The sequence below is a fragment of the Natronolimnobius sp. AArcel1 genome (assembly GCF_011043775.1).
Taxonomy (GTDB): Archaea; Halobacteriota; Halobacteria; order Halobacteriales; family Natrialbaceae; genus Natronolimnobius.
On sequence record NZ_JAAKXY010000005.1, the window covers coordinates 86,828 to 100,830 of the forward strand.

Sequence of the window (14,003 nt, forward strand, 5' to 3'; positions counted from 1 at the left end):
CCGAGATAGATCGTGAAAGAAGCTTCTGACGGCCGCGGGACGCCGGTCCACCTCGACGCAGATTCCTATCGCTTGTGTCGTGTTTCATCTGGCGAGGTACTCGCTATCACGTTCCGCAATACTGATCTCGTACCAACGACCGACGAACAATAATCAAGAAATTCTGTCACCGATGGTCTCAAGAGGGTATCTACACAGTGTTTTGAAAGGAACGATAGTAATGCAGATTCCCGACACCCTACGATGTCTATTCAGTGCTAGCGTGACAGAACAACGCGATTCGTACGTTATTGAAATTCCTAAGTCTGAGATTACAACCGGAAATATTCAAGAGGACGGAGTATATCGCGTTGGACTGTTTGAAACGGAAACCACTCCTGACGAGGACAGTACACAGAGACCAGAGGAAGACACTCTAGAGCCACCTGTTTCGGAAGGCGAAACTCGAACTGTAGACATTGAAGGTCTCGGAGAGCAAGGTGATGGCGTTGCTCGTGTCGAGCGAGGCTATGTGATCATTGTCCCCGATACGGAGAAGGGAGAACGAGTGACCATCGAACTCACGGATGTCACAGAAACAGTTGCCTTCGCCGAGGTTATCGAACGCGAGGACTATTATCTGTGAACTGATTCTCACTCAGCAGCGTTAGCTGTGAATTCCCATTGCAGCGATTTGCTCTTGATAGCGATTTCGGATCGTGACCTCAGTTACTTGCGCAACATCCGCGACTTCACGCTGGGTCTTTTTGCTGTTGCAAAGGAGCGAAGCGGCATAGATGGCCGCTGCGGCATATCCAGTCGGTGATTTGCCTGACAGTAACCCTTTCTCGGCTGTCGTATCGATGATTTCGTTGGCTTTCGCTTGGACCTCTTCGGGAAGTTCGAGTTCAGAACAGAATCGAGGGACGTATTTCTTCGGATCGACAGGCTCCATCTCGAGGCTTAGTTCCTGTGAGATGTACCGATATGTGCGGCCAATCTCCATCCGGTCTACTCGTGAGACAGCCGCAATTTCGTCCAGGGATCGTGGGATCCCTTCCATCCGACAGGCAGCGTATAACGTACTGGTAGCCACACCTTCGATTGAGCGGCCTCGGATGAGGTCCTCATCGAGTGCACGTCGATAGAGGACGCTTGCAACCTCTCGGACAGAGCGGGGCACACCTAGGGCAGAAGCCATTCGATCTGTCTCAGAGAGCGCAAACTGGAGGTTTCGTTCGCCGGCATCCTTTGTTCGGATCCGCTCTTGCCATTTCCGCAGTCGATTCATTTGCGTGCGCTTTTCCGAGGAAAGTGATCGACCGTAGGCGTCCTGGTCTTTCCAGTCGATTGTCGTCGTCAGCCCCTTATCGTGCATTGTCTGGGTCGTCGGCGCACCAACACGTGATTTGCTGTCACGCTCGGCTGCGTTGAACGCTCGCCATTCTGGCCCTCGGTCAATCGCCTCCTCTTCCAAAATCAGACCACAGTCCTCACAGCTAATTTCGCTTTCATCCGAACTTCTGGTGAGCGTCGTTGAATCACATTCAGGACAGGATCGAACGCCTTCCTGTCCAGTGGTTTCATCCTCAGTTTCGTCCTCACGCTCTTTCTGGCGGGTCAGGCGTTCCATTACCCGGAATAAATCGTTCTATACGGTTAAACACTGGGTGCCGTATGAGACGAGAACATGCAAACGCCCGGCAGCGAAACAGCCGTGAGCGGCCCGGAACGTGAAGAAGGTAGTGGGTGATCGGTGTATGTTCCCACAATTGTTGAGGTGCGAGTTGGATGAACGTTGACAGTGAAACCGTTCCCCATTAATCAATCTGTCAATATCCAGAAGCAGTCACGTCGTCGTCCCCGACCAAGGTCCTGTATGACTCGATCGATCGCAGCTCCCTCGACGGAGTCCAGCGAAATGTCGACCGAGAGGGGGTCGTACACAGCAGCGGCGTCGTAAAGTATAATCGTTCGATAACCCTCACATCGATATCCCCCGTCTAACTCTGTAAGCGCCACAAGTGCGATGACGTAGGGGCGGTGAGAACCATCATCAAACGAGACAAACAAGTCATACCAATCTCTCTTCCAGCTTCTGCTGGATATTCGTTGGCTGACTTTGATTCTATACCACACATATCTGATGTTTTCTAATATATCTATGATAGCCGACCATATATGAGAACCTACTAAAGCGACTCAGCAGTGTCGAGTCGCTTGACCAAACTATAGATTGTCTGTAGCTAAACGTCGTCCCACTTGGCTAGCTCAGTCTCGTGAGATTATCTTTGGACATGTTTTCTAAGAGCCGTTAAATCAGCTCGTTCACCCATATTTTCGGGTCTCTTGTACTTCCTCGGTCGAAATTTCGTCGAAATGATCCACCGTATCCACGACCACTCGATGGGTGAAACGTGCTAACGGTTACTGTAGTATCTCTCGCCGGATGATTTCTTCAAATAGTTATTTCTATATAACTGTAATTATCATAATTATCGATTGCTCAATGAGCTATCGAATTTGGGTTTTCGATTGCAATAGCCAGCAACTCAATAGGGGTCGGTGGCTCGTCCCGATCAAGCGGACTGCCAACGAGCGCACTCTCCGCAGGAACCGGATTGAGCGCTCTCTCACCCAGTTGGGTTCGACACGATGCCCCAGGTGCAGTAACGACCGACGCGTCACTATCTGCAATCTGCTCGAGCAGAAGGTCGGCGATTGACTGACTCATCGAGTAGTGTTCGGCCTCGTAGCCGAACGTCCCAGCCATGCCACAACAGGTCGAATCGAGCGGGTCGACGGCGTAGCCAGCCCGTCGTAACACGCCGACGGCGTGATGATCCTTCGCGTGAGCCTTCTGATGGCAGTGGCCGTGGTAGGCCAGCGACTCGCTGGGGGCGTTCCAGTCGATGTTCTCGTCAAGACGGAACGTATCGAGATACTCACAGACGCCGTAGCTGTTCTTTGCAACCGTCTCGACGCGGTCGCCCGACAGCAAATCCAACGCGTCGGACTGGAACATGACCGCATCTGATGGCTCAGCGAGGACAACGTCCCACCCGTCGTGGACTCGAGGAGCGAGTTCTGCGACGTTTGTTTGCATCGTCTCGCGAGCCTTGTCGATGAACCCCTTCGAGAGCGCTGGTCGACCGCTGTCGGTTCGCTCCATGACGTCGACATGAACACCGGCAGCCTCGAGCACCCTGATCGTCGCTTTCCCGACGTCTGGGTGGCTGTAGTTCGTGTGCGTGTCAACGACGAAGACGGCGTTCCGGTCGGCCACGGATTCGGGGACGCGTGACCCACCGCGGGCGTCGAACCAGTGCTGGACAGTCTCCCGGTGAAACGTTGGAAGCGAACGCTCTCGGGCGATACCGACGGTCTTCTCGGCGATGGTTCGCGACCCCGGGAGCGACGTGACAACGTTCGAGACGGGGGCGAGTGTACTGGCGATTCCCGCGAGCGTGTCGAAGTTCGCAAAAAGTCGATCACGGAGACTCGAGCCGTGTTCCTGATGGCGGGAGTGCATGACCTCGGTCTTGAGCTTGGCAAGGTCGACCTCACTCGGACAGTCGTGTTTGCAGCCCTTGCAGCCGATACAGAGGTCGAGCACCTCTTCGGCAAATTCGTCGTCGGTGGGATCGTCGGGCAAGTCACCGCTCATGGCCTGGCGGAGCATGTTGGCTCGGCCGCGGGTGCTGGTAAGCTCCTCGTCAGCAGCTCTGTAGGTCGGACACATGACACCGCCGGTCGTCTCCTGAGAGCCCCGACAGCTACCACAGCCGTGACAGAGTTCGACCATGCCCTGCATCCCGTTTTCGTTGGACCAATTCAGTGATGGGTCAACGGATGGGTCATAGCTGTACTCCTCATCGTATCGCAGGTTCGCCGTCATATTGTGGTTGCCACAGACGTTGCCCGGATTGAGCAGCCAGTCAGGGTCGAACGCTGACTTCAGACTCCGGAACGTCTCCCAGAGATCATCGCCGTAGAGTTTCCGGTTCCACTGTGTTCGAGCGCGACCGTCGCCGTGTTCGCCGGAGACGCTGCCGCCGAAAGAGACGACCATATCGGTCACCTCGTCAGCGATAGCGACCATGTCCTCGCGGTCGGCGTCGGCTTTCGTATTCACGAGTGGCCGCACGTGAAGCACACCGGGTCCGGCATGCGCGTAGAACGCCGCGTCGACGTCGCGGTCCCGGTCGGCCAACAGCGACTGGAACCGCTCGACGAACTCCGGAAGGTGTTCAGGCGGGACCGCACAGTCCTCGATAAAGCTGATATGTTTCTCGTCGCTCGTCCGTGAGAGCAAGATCGGCAGCCCGGCCTTGCGCAACGTCCAGAACTGCTCCCGGTCGGGTTCGTCGTGTGCCTCGAGGCCGGCAACGGCGTACTGATCATCGGCCGTTGGGCGGTCGTCTGGAGGCATCACCCCGGAAGCGAGGTCAGGGTCAGGAACCCGATCCATGAGGAGTCCGGCCGTCTGCTCACGTCCGTGATCGTCATCCGTGGCGTAGAACTCGACCAGCAACGCTGCAGAGACTCCGTCGGGAACCAGTGCTGCAACATCCTCGAATCCAGCTGTGTTCCGTGCCAGCCCCAGGAGGACGTCATCGATCAGCTCGACCGCTGCGGGCTCGTGTTCGAGGACGTGCTGGACGTCGGTAACGGCCTCGAGGACGCTCTCGTAGAATAGCAGCGACACTGCCTTCGTCTCGGGAACTGGCTCGAGGGAAATTTCGGCTTCGGTGATAATGGCGAGGGTGCCCTCGCTGCCAGCCAGCAAACGGGCAAGATTGACGACACCCCGTTCGGCTTCCTCGACAAGCACGTCGAGGTTGTACCCCGAAACGTTGCGCTTCAGATCAGGGAACCGTTCGCGGACCTCGTCGGCGTCCTCGTCGATAATCCGGACGACCTCGGCGAAGACGCACTCGAGGATGGTGCCCTCGGGATCTGCACGAGTTCGGAGTTCCTCGAGGTCGATTTCGCCGAGTGTCGCGACGGTGCCGTCGGCCAGAACGACCTCGCACTCCTCGACGTAAGCGTCGGTCTTGCCATAGACGAGTGAATGGGCACCCGTCGAGTTGTTTCCGATGGCACCACCGATGACGCTTCGGTTGCCCGCGGCCGGGTCGGGTGCGAACTTCAGTTCGTGGGGTGAGAGCGTGTCGTTGAGTTCGTCGAGGATAACGCCTGGCTGGACCCGCGCCCGTTGTTCGTCCGGTTCGACAGAGACGATGTCATCCATATATCTGGTGAAATCGAGGACAACCGCCTCGTTGACTGCCTGTCCCGCAAGGCTGGTGCCGCCACCGCGAGGCAGCACTGGAATCTCGCGGTCTGCACAGTACTCGACGACGGCAGCGACGTCTTCAGTCGACGTCGGGAAGACGACACCGATGGGCGTCATCCCGTACGCGCTCGCGTCGGTCGCGTACAATTGGCGGGTATAGCTGTCGAAACGGACGTCGCCCGCGATCAGGTCCTCGAGATCGGCAACCAGTCCGGGTTGGGCAACCTCGCCCGAAGCGTAGTCGTAGTTCGCTCGAGTGTCGGCGTCGGGGCTCGAGTCTCCTCGGTTGAACGAATTCGAATTCGCCGTCATATCGCCCTCGCTCCAACTGGGAGCCCGTGTTCGATTCGTGTTCGACACCGCACGAGGTCAGAATTAACTCGCACAAGCACCGCTGCTGGCGTGGTCCGCATTCGCATGGGTACTCTATCTCTCCGGACAATCGAGTTAGTGGTTTCGGTCCCCCTACTCATTCGTTGAACCCAAACCATGGTAGTGTCCTATGAGACACCACTGCTGGTGGAGAACATAAGTTCAGGTACGTGTTCGGGGGTAGCCTTATTTCAGTTCGGCGGAGATGATCCTCCATATGAGTTACACGCGAACGTGGACAGTTCGGTTCTCGGATACAGACCCGTTCAGCATCGCCCACTACCCCCGGATGATAGACGCAATTCACGAGACCTCCGATATGTTCATGGAGGAGATCGGCTGGTCGTTCTGGGAGATGACCGAACAACACGAAATCGGGCTCCCGCTCGTCTCGATGGACTTCGATTTCAAACAGCAAGTGAGCGGTGGAGATCAAGTTCAGATCGAACTGACGACCGATGTCGGCACCTCGAGCGTTCAGTTCGTCTATACTGGGACCCACGATGGGGCCGTCGTGTTTACCGGCACGGAGCACCGGGTCTGCGTTCCAGTCGGCGGCGATCAGAGTGTCCCAGTTCCGGACGAGTTACGCGCTGCGCTGAAATCGACCTCGGAATAAGACCCGTTCTCCCGCCGTCTCAGCCCTTCTAATTGTCTTTGCAACCGCTCCTGGCTCGTTCTGACTCGTGAGGGAAGAGACCTGTCCAAAGAACTGAGACAGGTACTGTGTTCGCCAATAGAGAACACATTGTGAGACAATAACAAGGATAGTCGGCGTCATTTTACTAAAGTACTTGTGTAAACAATTTAGAGCCAGGATTTCCGCTCATCAGCCGAATACCAGCACCTCAGCTTCGTATAGCGAAGTTTTCTGATAGGGAATCCAGTCCGTTTCATAATAGCGAACGCCTCTCTGTCCATCCCCCATATCATATCAGTGTTTTTTCGAAAGTGATTATGTAATCGGAGATAAACCACATTTATCATGAAGGAGCGCGCGGACGATGGACGGGCCATCAAATCGAACGAAACGCTGTTCGCTATCGTCGAAACACTCACAGAAACCGGCGGTGCGGGCGTCACCGAACTCGCAGACCGACTCGACCTCGCCAAGAGCACAGTCCACAAGCATCTGGTCAGCCTCGAGCGACGACGCTACGTCGTCAACGACGGGCACCAGTACCGACTCGGCTTGCAATTTTTCAACACGGGCGTCTCCGTTCGCAACCAGTACGATGTCTACCACGCGGCAAAAGACCGTATCGAACGCCTGGCAGCCGAGACGAACGAGGCCGTCTGGCTGATCGTCCACGAAAACGGCCGCGGAATCTTCCTCTATGGCGTCTCGCGCAATGACTCGTTCTCGTTCGATTCGACTATCGGAACATGGGTTCCGCTACACGCCAACTCGGCTGGAAAAGCTATCCTGGCCCACCTTCCCGAACAGGAAGTCGTCGAGATCATCGAGCACCACGGCCTGCCATCCCAAACCGAGAATACGATCACCGACGAAGAGACCCTGTTAGACGAACTCGAGGCCACTCGAGAGCGAGGCTACGCGATGAACTTCCAGGAGGACATGCGTGGCCTCCACGCGATTGCGACGCCCGTAATCGAGGATGGACGACCGATTGCGGCCGTCACGATTGCTGGGGCGGCCAACCGACTCACTGAGGAGCGAATCGACGCAGAACTCTGTGAGCCACTGTTCGAAGCAGTCGACGACATCGAACTACGACTCGTCTACGGCTGATCCGACTCGAGAAGGGAACCAGACGACCACGGGACAGAATGAGACGACACGTTTACGGGGAAAACGCTTTCACCCAGTTACGACAACACACGGGTATGACCGCGACAAGTCTGTTCGACCCCAGCGGTATCGCCGTCGTCGGGGCGTCGAAGACAGAAGGGAAGATCGGCTACGAGGCAATGCAAAATATGGCTGCGTTCGACGGCCCAGTGTATCCAGTCAACCCGTCGGCATCGGGGACCGTCTGTGGCCGGCAGTTCGTCTCATCAGTGACCGAAATCGACGGCGACTGTGACCTGGCGCTGCTCTGTGTCCCGGCCCCGGTCGTTCCCGACGTGATCGAAGAATGTGGCGACGCCGGGATCGGCGCGGCCGTCGTCTTCGCCGGCGGCTTCGCGGAGGCCGGACCCGATGGGGAACAGTTACAGGAACGACTCGAGGCGGCCGCAGCCGAGGGTGACGTGTCGGTGCTCGGACCGAACACGAGCGGCTTTCTCGTTCCCTCGGCGGAGCTGTACGCGACCTTCGCGACCGATGTCGAGTACGTCCCACCAGGGAACGTCGCAATCGTCGCCCAGAGCGGTGGACTCGCCTACTCGCTGGCGTTTCACGCGGAAAACGAGGGCCGAGGTGTCTCCGCGATGGTTGGTCTCGGCAACCGCGCGACAGTTGGCTTCGAGGAGGCACTCGAGTACTTCGATTCCGACCCACAAACCAATGCCATCATGCTACACGTCGAGGGGACCGACGACGCCCGCGGGCTGCTCGAGACCTGCCGATCCGTCGAGACACCAGTCGTTGCCTACAACGTCGGCGAGCAGGACGTCGGCGACTTCGCCGAATCACACACGGGTGCGCTGACCGGTTCGTATGAGCTGTACGAGGCCGGCTTCGCCCAGTACGGCGTCCCAACAGTTCGGTCCGTGTCCGAGCTGCTCGACGCTGGAACGGCGCTTGCCACCTGTCCGGAACCCGACGGCCCGAACGTTGGCGTCGTTACCGCCCAGGCCGGCCCGGGGATTGCCATCGCTGATCGTCTGAAGCGAGCCGGAGCCACGCTTCCCTTGCTCTCTGGAGAGACTCAAGACGTCGTCGAGGAAATCCTCCCGGGGATCACCTTCTCCGCAAACCCAGTCGACACCGGCCGGCCGATGCCCGCGTTCGGCGACGTCGTCGCGGCCGTCGCACGCGACGACAACATCGACATCATCCTCGTCTACGAACTGTACGAAGCCGCGCTGGGCTACCCCACCGACGCGCTCGAGGAACTCGTTACGACGGTCGACAAACCCATCGTCTTCGGGACGGCCGGACCCGAATCGGTGATCGACGACGAGGTTGCCGAACTCGAGGCCTGTGGGGTGCCGACGTATCGAACACCCGAGCGAGCTGCCGACGCCGTTGGGGCGCTCGTTCAGTACGCAAAGCGAAACCGCCAGCCAGACGCGATGGCCGCAGATGGGGAGGTGACCGCCGATGACTGACGCTGACCCAATCGAAGCGGCGCTCGCGGACGGGCACGCGACGCTGACAGAGGGCGACGCCAAACGGCTGCTCGCAGATTGGGGACTCTCCTCGCCCGATGGCGAACTCGTCCATTCGGCAGCCGCTGCCGTCGACGCAGCTGATCGGTTGGGGTATCCCGTCGTCGTAAAGGTCGCCGCGCCGACAGTCCAGCACAAAAGCGAGTGGGCCGATGGGGCCGGCGTCGCCGCCGGACTCGAGGACGCCGAGGCGGTCCGTGAGGCCGCCACCCGCATCCTCGAGGCCGCTGAGGAACACGACGTTGCGGCCGGCGTCTACGTCGAAGCAGGTGTTGACCTTTCGGGAGGCCTCGAGGTGATCGTCGGCGGGACCCGCGATCCGTCGTTCGGCCCCACCGTCCTCGTCGGGCTGGGTGGCGTCGCTGTCGAAGTGTTACAGGACACGAGCCACCGAATCGCCCCGATCTCGACCGCCGAGGCGCTCGAAATGACGCACGACCTCGAGGCCTCACCACTGTTCGACGGCTACCGCGGGTCGCCGGCAGTTGACCGGGAGGCAGTCGCCGAGGCTATCGTCACGGTTGGCGACCTGCTCGTCGAACAGGAGTCGATCACCGAGGTGGAGGTTAATCCGCTACTCGTGCGTGCTGAGGACGCGGTTGCGCTCGACGCGCTCGTGACACTCGAGGACTGACTGTCGGTCGTTGCTCACTCGTCCTGCTGACTCTTCTGGACGTTGACGTCCTCGAAGGCAACATTGCGTTCGGAGACATCGACAGTCATCGCGCCGACGTTCTCGATTTCGGCGTCGATGGTGTCACCGCCGGAGAGTGCGCTGACGCCTTCCGGCGTTCCGGTCGTGATGACATCGCCGGCTTCGATAGTCGCACCGATTGAGGCGTACTCGACGACATCGGCACAGCTGTAGATCATTCCGCCTGTGTTTTGCTGCTGTTTGGTCTCGCCGTTGAGCTGGAGCTCCATCTCGAGGTCGTGCGGGTCACCAACCTCGTCAGGCGTGGCGACGCAGGGGCCGATGATCGTGAACGTATCGTAGGATTTGCGGTTCGAACGGTCCTGATCGCCACGAACGGAGACATCGAGCAAGATTGTGTAACCAAGGACGGCGTCCCAGACGTCCTCCGCATCGATGTCTTTGACATCCTCGCCCATCACGAACGCGAGTTCGATCTCGTGGTCGACCCGCCGATCTGTGAACGGGAGTTCAATGCCGTCTTCGGGGCCGGCGACGCTCGAGGGTGCTTTGAGGAAGTAGCCTTTGTCCTCGATGGTAAACCACTCGTCGGTGACGATGTCTTTGTCTGCGAGAGCCTCTTCGACGTGGTTCTCGTAGTTCAACGGTGCGGCGATCACCTTTCCAGGTCGGCGAACGGGTGACTCGATACGAACCTCGTCGCGGTCGTAGTCGGGGTCTGCGTCCGCGTACTCGCTCGCATCCAGGTTGTTCCGGGCGTACTCCTTCAGCGGATCGGCTGTCTCGAGCCCGAGTCGATCAGTGACGTCTACGATACCATCGTCGGTCAGCAAGCCTAGTCGGTCGTCGTCGAATCTGACGAATCGCATACTACATGCACTGCGAGCCGGCTACATAAATCATCCTTTCTCGGCGATGATCGTGCCGACTGATGAGTGCGGTCTCACTGCATCAGCCACCGGCTGCGGACTGAGAGCGCCCGTTCCTGGGGTGTGGGCCCCTCCAACACACTTATAGCATCGTTTGCCGAACACCAATGCATGGTACAGGAAGAGCCAGCGGACCTGCTAGAGCTAAGCGACGACACCCAATCCCTGCTCGAGCAGAACGACCTCCGTCCGCTCTGGGAAGTCGAAAACGACATGGGAACACTCATCGACGATCTCGAGCCGCGTATCTGGAAGTGGGAGGACATCCAGGCTGCTATCGACGGCATCGAAGAGGACGTTCCAATCGCCGACCTGCCACCGGGATTCCAGCGACGTGTCGCGGTTCCGATCAACGCGAAACACGCAATCTCGAATACGATCTACATCGGCGTGCAGACGGTCTCACCCGGCGAGACAGCGCCCTCCCACCGGCACGCGGCCAGCGCCCTTCGCTTTACTATCGATGGCCACGAGGACATGAAAACGGTCGTCGCCGGCGAGGAGTTCCCGATGAAAGACAACGACCTCGTGACGACGCCACAGTGGGAATGGCACGACCATATCAACGACGGCGACGAGACCGCAGCGTGGCTTGATGTCCTCGACCTGCCGCTGTTTCTCGACACGCTGAACAACTCCCACGTCTTCGAGAACCACGAACTCGAGCGCCAGCCGGTCACGAAGACCCAGGGCTACTGGGACTCCCAGTACGGGCGTGGTCGTCCTGCCGGCGAGAAGTCGGATGGCTCGATTCCGGGTCCGTTCGAGGGCAACAGGGAGCCGACGCCGCCGTATCGCTTCGGCTGGGACGAAATGGAAGAGACGCTGCGCCAGCGCGCCGACAACGACGAGCCGGACCCCCACGACGGCTACAGCCTCGCGTACGTCAATCCCGCTACCGGGGAGGCACCGCTGTTCCCGACGATGTCGTTTCGCGCTCAGCTGCTGAACGAGGGCCCAACTGATCCGCACTTCCACAACGCCACCGAGGTCTACTTCGTCATCGAAGGTGAGGGCGTAACCCACGTCGACGGCGAGGCCCTCGAGTGGGACCAGTGGGACATCTTCGTCGTGCCGCCGGACGCACCACACCACCACGAACCGGACGACGAGGCGATCTTGCTTGGCATGACCGACGAGCCGATCCTCCGGTCGATGAACTTCTACGCTGAGGCAGCCATCGATACGTAGACTGAGTTTCGCTCGCAGAGCCGCTGCAGTGTCGAATTGCTTCGAATCAACGGCGTCGGCGTGTCTCGTGGGTAATACTCTTATACACTGTTCCCAAACGTGTACGTATGGCTGAGTTCGACAATCCGTACGTCGACGAGGACCCGTTCGTCAGAGCCCACTTCGACTGTCTGGACTGCGGTGGCAAGCTCTGGGAGTACGCAATTCAGGGCCAGATGGTCTGTGAAGACTGTCGAAGCGTCTTCCCGTCGGAGCACGTGTTTGATGCCCAGATCAGCCACCCTGCAGACTGATACGGATTGCTGTACCGATGTCTTGTCGATCGCTGACCCCGGTGCTGGCAATCGGCGGTACGTGACTACAGCAGTCCATATGATGGGGCGCGGGAATCGGTTTGCGAAATGGCATGGATTTACGTACTCGCCCCTCACAACAGAGTGTATGGTACTCGAAACGGATCTCGAGGAGACAGCAGCGAAGCAAACCGACCTTCCAACCGCCGAAGACGTGTATGACCACGACGAAGAGATTCCCCTCGCAGCGGTCTTCGACGACGACTTCGTCGCTACACGGACCGAGTTCAATAGCTTCGACGAACTGGTCGCGGCTAGTCCTGGCGATGCTGGTTCAGCGGCCGAACTCGAGACAGTTACCGACGGCGAGTGGGATGAGTTCGTCGCCGAGCGAACCGAGTTCGCAGACGAAGAGGAACTGGTGATGGCCGCTCGCGACCACTGGGTGGCAAAGAAACTGGAACTCGTCTGATGTGGTCAGTCACACGCGGTCGTACTGGAACGTGCTAACCGGCACCACTGACCTGACAGAAATTTCCGTCGACTCGTGGCGGTGTGAAGAGCGTACACGCAGCGATTCCAGCCGTTCTCGGGAGCGCTGCCGTTAGATACTTAGTACCCGTCTGGAAACAGGGTGTACATGGCTACCACGACCCTCATTGATACTGAGGAGCTCGTCGATGACACCGATCTCAACGAGGTCGAACGCCTCGAGTACGAACGGGATCTCTGGCGCGGACTCTTCGACCAACTGGTTGATGAGTTCCCGGAACCGGCGTTCGTCGTCGATGACGGCGGCAGCATCACACACTGGAACGACAAGCACGAACCGTTGACCGGCATCACAGCGGATGAGACGCTCGGAGAGAACGCGATTGACGTCCTCGGGACCGAAGGCGTTGAGGAAACCCTCGCAGAGAAAATCGTCCGGACGGAGACGGAGATTCGTGAGGACCACATCCGCTCGGGCGGTCCTGACAATGATCGATGGCACCTCCGTGCCGCCGGGTCGCCGCTGCGAGCGCCCGACGGCGAGGTCGTTGGTGCGTTCGAGTACGTCAGCGTCGTCACGGAACTTGTCGAGCAGCGCAAGGAAGTCAAGCGTGTTCAGGAAGGCATTAGTGAGACGATCAACGAGGCCGTCAAGGACCTCCTCGTGGCGACCGAAACGAACGCCGAGACGAACGACGAACTCGAGGGGCTTGTCGATCACCAGGTCGAGAGCCTCGAGTCGGTTCAGATGCAGATGGAGTCACTCTCGGCGACTGTCGAGGAGGTCGCCGCCAGTGCCGAGGAAGTTAGCGGCCAAAGCGCCACGGCCGCAGAATTGGCGGACGAATCGAAGCAAGCGACCGACGAGATCGTCACCTCGGTTGCTGACGTTCGGGACGCAGCGGATACGCTCGCACAGACCAGTCGCACACTCGAGGAGCGAATCGAGGAGATCGACACCATCGTCGACGTGATCGACGGGATCGCCGACGAGACAAATCTGTTGGCGCTCAACGCCAACATTCAGGCCGCACAGGTCGGCAGTGGGGCTGAAGGGTTTAGCGTCGTTGCGAACGAGGTAAAGCAACTCGCCGACCAGTCGAAGGAGGAAGTCGAGACCATCGAACGGATCGTCGACGAAGTGCGTTCACACACAACGGAGACAATCGAGAGCGTCGAGACGACACTCGAGCACGTCGACGAGGCGATTGAGCACGCCGAAACCGTCGATACCAAACAATCCGAGATCAAGACCGCCATCGACGAGGCTACGACAGGAAGCGAGGAGATTGCCGACGCAACGGATGAACAGGCTGCGACGGCCGAAGAGGTCGCGACCATGCTTAGCAACAGCGTCGACGGGAGCCAGACCATCGCAAGCGAGATCCAGACGCTCGCCGAAACCAACAACGAACAGGCTGAGAAGGTACGACACGTTCGGCGCGAAGTCAGTGAACTCGAGTCGGAGCTATAATCTCTCAGAGTATGCAGTGTGG

At 58.8% G+C, this 14,003-nt stretch carries 13 protein-coding genes; 10 read left to right on the forward strand and 3 right to left on the reverse strand.

Features of this window, described 5'->3' with window-relative positions; translation table 11 throughout:
- Nucleotides 1–12: 12 nt before the first annotated feature.
- Complete coding sequence (locus tag G6M89_RS15540; RefSeq protein ID WP_165162804.1) at nt 13–153, forward strand: hypothetical protein; 141 nt, start codon at nt 13–15, stop codon at nt 151–153.
- A 67-nt stretch (nt 154–220) separates the two neighbouring features.
- Nucleotides 221–625, forward strand: a complete 405-nt coding sequence (locus G6M89_RS15545; protein ID WP_165163184.1) for a TRAM domain-containing protein — start codon at nt 221–223, stop codon at nt 623–625.
- Nucleotides 626–646: 21 nt separating this feature from the next.
- Here the strand turns inward: G6M89_RS15545 and G6M89_RS15550 are convergent, their stop codons facing one another.
- Nucleotides 647–1,612 carry a transcription initiation factor IIB family protein gene (locus G6M89_RS15550; protein ID WP_165162805.1) on the reverse strand — a complete coding sequence of 322 codons (966 nt, stop codon included), beginning with the start codon at nt 1,610–1,612 and terminating at the stop codon, nt 647–649.
- 873 nt (nt 1,613–2,485) lie between these two features.
- Nucleotides 2,486–5,590: an FAD-binding and (Fe-S)-binding domain-containing protein gene (locus G6M89_RS15555; RefSeq protein ID WP_165162806.1), complete on the reverse strand. Its 3,105-nt coding sequence runs from the start codon at nt 5,588–5,590 to the stop codon at nt 2,486–2,488.
- A 277-nt stretch (nt 5,591–5,867) separates the two neighbouring features.
- Between G6M89_RS15555 and G6M89_RS15560 the strand changes: the two genes are divergently transcribed.
- The 4 genes from G6M89_RS15560 (at nt 5,868) to G6M89_RS15575 (ending at nt 9,581) form a co-directional block, all read left to right on the forward strand.
- Entirely contained in the window at nt 5,868–6,269 is a 402-nt protein-coding gene (locus G6M89_RS15560) for a thioesterase family protein (protein WP_165162807.1), read from the forward strand.
- A 366-nt stretch (nt 6,270–6,635) separates the two neighbouring features.
- Nucleotides 6,636–7,403 carry an IclR family transcriptional regulator gene (locus G6M89_RS15565; RefSeq protein ID WP_165162808.1) on the forward strand — a complete coding sequence of 256 codons (768 nt, stop codon included), beginning with the start codon at nt 6,636–6,638 and terminating at the stop codon, nt 7,401–7,403.
- A gap of 95 nt (nt 7,404–7,498) precedes the next feature.
- Complete coding sequence (locus G6M89_RS15570; RefSeq protein ID WP_165162809.1) at nt 7,499–8,887, forward strand: acetate--CoA ligase family protein; 1,389 nt, start codon at nt 7,499–7,501, stop codon at nt 8,885–8,887.
- On the forward strand, nt 8,880–9,581 hold the full coding sequence (locus G6M89_RS15575; RefSeq protein ID WP_165162810.1) for an acetate--CoA ligase family protein: 702 nt from the start codon (nt 8,880–8,882) through the stop codon (nt 9,579–9,581). Before G6M89_RS15570 ends, G6M89_RS15575 begins: the two co-directional genes overlap by 8 nt.
- 14 nt (nt 9,582–9,595) lie before the next feature.
- Here G6M89_RS15575 and G6M89_RS15580 read toward each other — a convergent pair whose 3' ends face one another.
- Nucleotides 9,596–10,471, reverse strand: coding sequence for a fumarylacetoacetate hydrolase family protein (locus tag G6M89_RS15580; RefSeq protein ID WP_165162811.1), 876 nt, complete (start codon nt 10,469–10,471; stop codon nt 9,596–9,598).
- A 171-nt stretch (nt 10,472–10,642) separates the two neighbouring features.
- On the opposite strand from G6M89_RS15580, the gene G6M89_RS15585 reads away from it, so the two are divergent.
- From G6M89_RS15585 to G6M89_RS15600, 4 genes are all read left to right on the forward strand, one after another.
- The gene (locus G6M89_RS15585; protein WP_165162812.1) at nt 10,643–11,722 is read left to right on the forward strand and encodes a cupin domain-containing protein; all 1,080 of its coding nucleotides are present in this window, start codon (nt 10,643–10,645) and stop codon (nt 11,720–11,722) included.
- Between the two features lie 107 nt (nt 11,723–11,829).
- The gene (locus G6M89_RS15590; protein WP_054862506.1) at nt 11,830–12,015 is read left to right on the forward strand and encodes a hypothetical protein; all 186 of its coding nucleotides are present in this window, start codon (nt 11,830–11,832) and stop codon (nt 12,013–12,015) included.
- Between the two features lie 148 nt (nt 12,016–12,163).
- Nucleotides 12,164–12,487, forward strand: coding sequence for a hypothetical protein (locus G6M89_RS15595; RefSeq protein WP_165162813.1), 324 nt, complete (start codon nt 12,164–12,166; stop codon nt 12,485–12,487).
- A 168-nt stretch (nt 12,488–12,655) separates the two neighbouring features.
- The gene (locus G6M89_RS15600; protein WP_165162814.1) at nt 12,656–13,981 is read left to right on the forward strand and encodes a methyl-accepting chemotaxis protein; all 1,326 of its coding nucleotides are present in this window, start codon (nt 12,656–12,658) and stop codon (nt 13,979–13,981) included.
- The last annotated feature ends 22 nt before the right edge of the window (nt 13,982–14,003 follow it).

Bases quoted from the DNA above. Each gene is read 5' to 3' on its own strand.
- G6M89_RS15545 (WP_165163184.1), top strand. From the start codon at position 221: ATGCAGATTCCCGACACCCTACGATGTCTATTCAGTGCTAGCGTGACA.
- G6M89_RS15550 (WP_165162805.1), bottom strand. From the start codon at position 1,612: ATGGAACGCCTGACCCGCCAGAAAGAGCGTGAGGACGAAACTGAGGAT.
- G6M89_RS15555 (WP_165162806.1), bottom strand. From the start codon at position 5,590: ATGACGGCGAATTCGAATTCGTTCAACCGAGGAGACTCGAGCCCCGAC.
- G6M89_RS15560 (WP_165162807.1), top strand. From the start codon at position 5,868: ATGAGTTACACGCGAACGTGGACAGTTCGGTTCTCGGATACAGACCCG.
- G6M89_RS15565 (WP_165162808.1), top strand. From the start codon at position 6,636: ATGAAGGAGCGCGCGGACGATGGACGGGCCATCAAATCGAACGAAACG.
- G6M89_RS15570 (WP_165162809.1), top strand. From the start codon at position 7,499: ATGACCGCGACAAGTCTGTTCGACCCCAGCGGTATCGCCGTCGTCGGG.
- G6M89_RS15575 (WP_165162810.1), top strand. From the start codon at position 8,880: ATGACTGACGCTGACCCAATCGAAGCGGCGCTCGCGGACGGGCACGCG.
- G6M89_RS15580 (WP_165162811.1), bottom strand. From the start codon at position 10,471: ATGCGATTCGTCAGATTCGACGACGACCGACTAGGCTTGCTGACCGAC.
- G6M89_RS15585 (WP_165162812.1), top strand. From the start codon at position 10,643: ATGGTACAGGAAGAGCCAGCGGACCTGCTAGAGCTAAGCGACGACACC.
- G6M89_RS15590 (WP_054862506.1), top strand. From the start codon at position 11,830: ATGGCTGAGTTCGACAATCCGTACGTCGACGAGGACCCGTTCGTCAGA.
- G6M89_RS15595 (WP_165162813.1), top strand. From the start codon at position 12,164: ATGGTACTCGAAACGGATCTCGAGGAGACAGCAGCGAAGCAAACCGAC.
- G6M89_RS15600 (WP_165162814.1), top strand. From the start codon at position 12,656: ATGGCTACCACGACCCTCATTGATACTGAGGAGCTCGTCGATGACACC.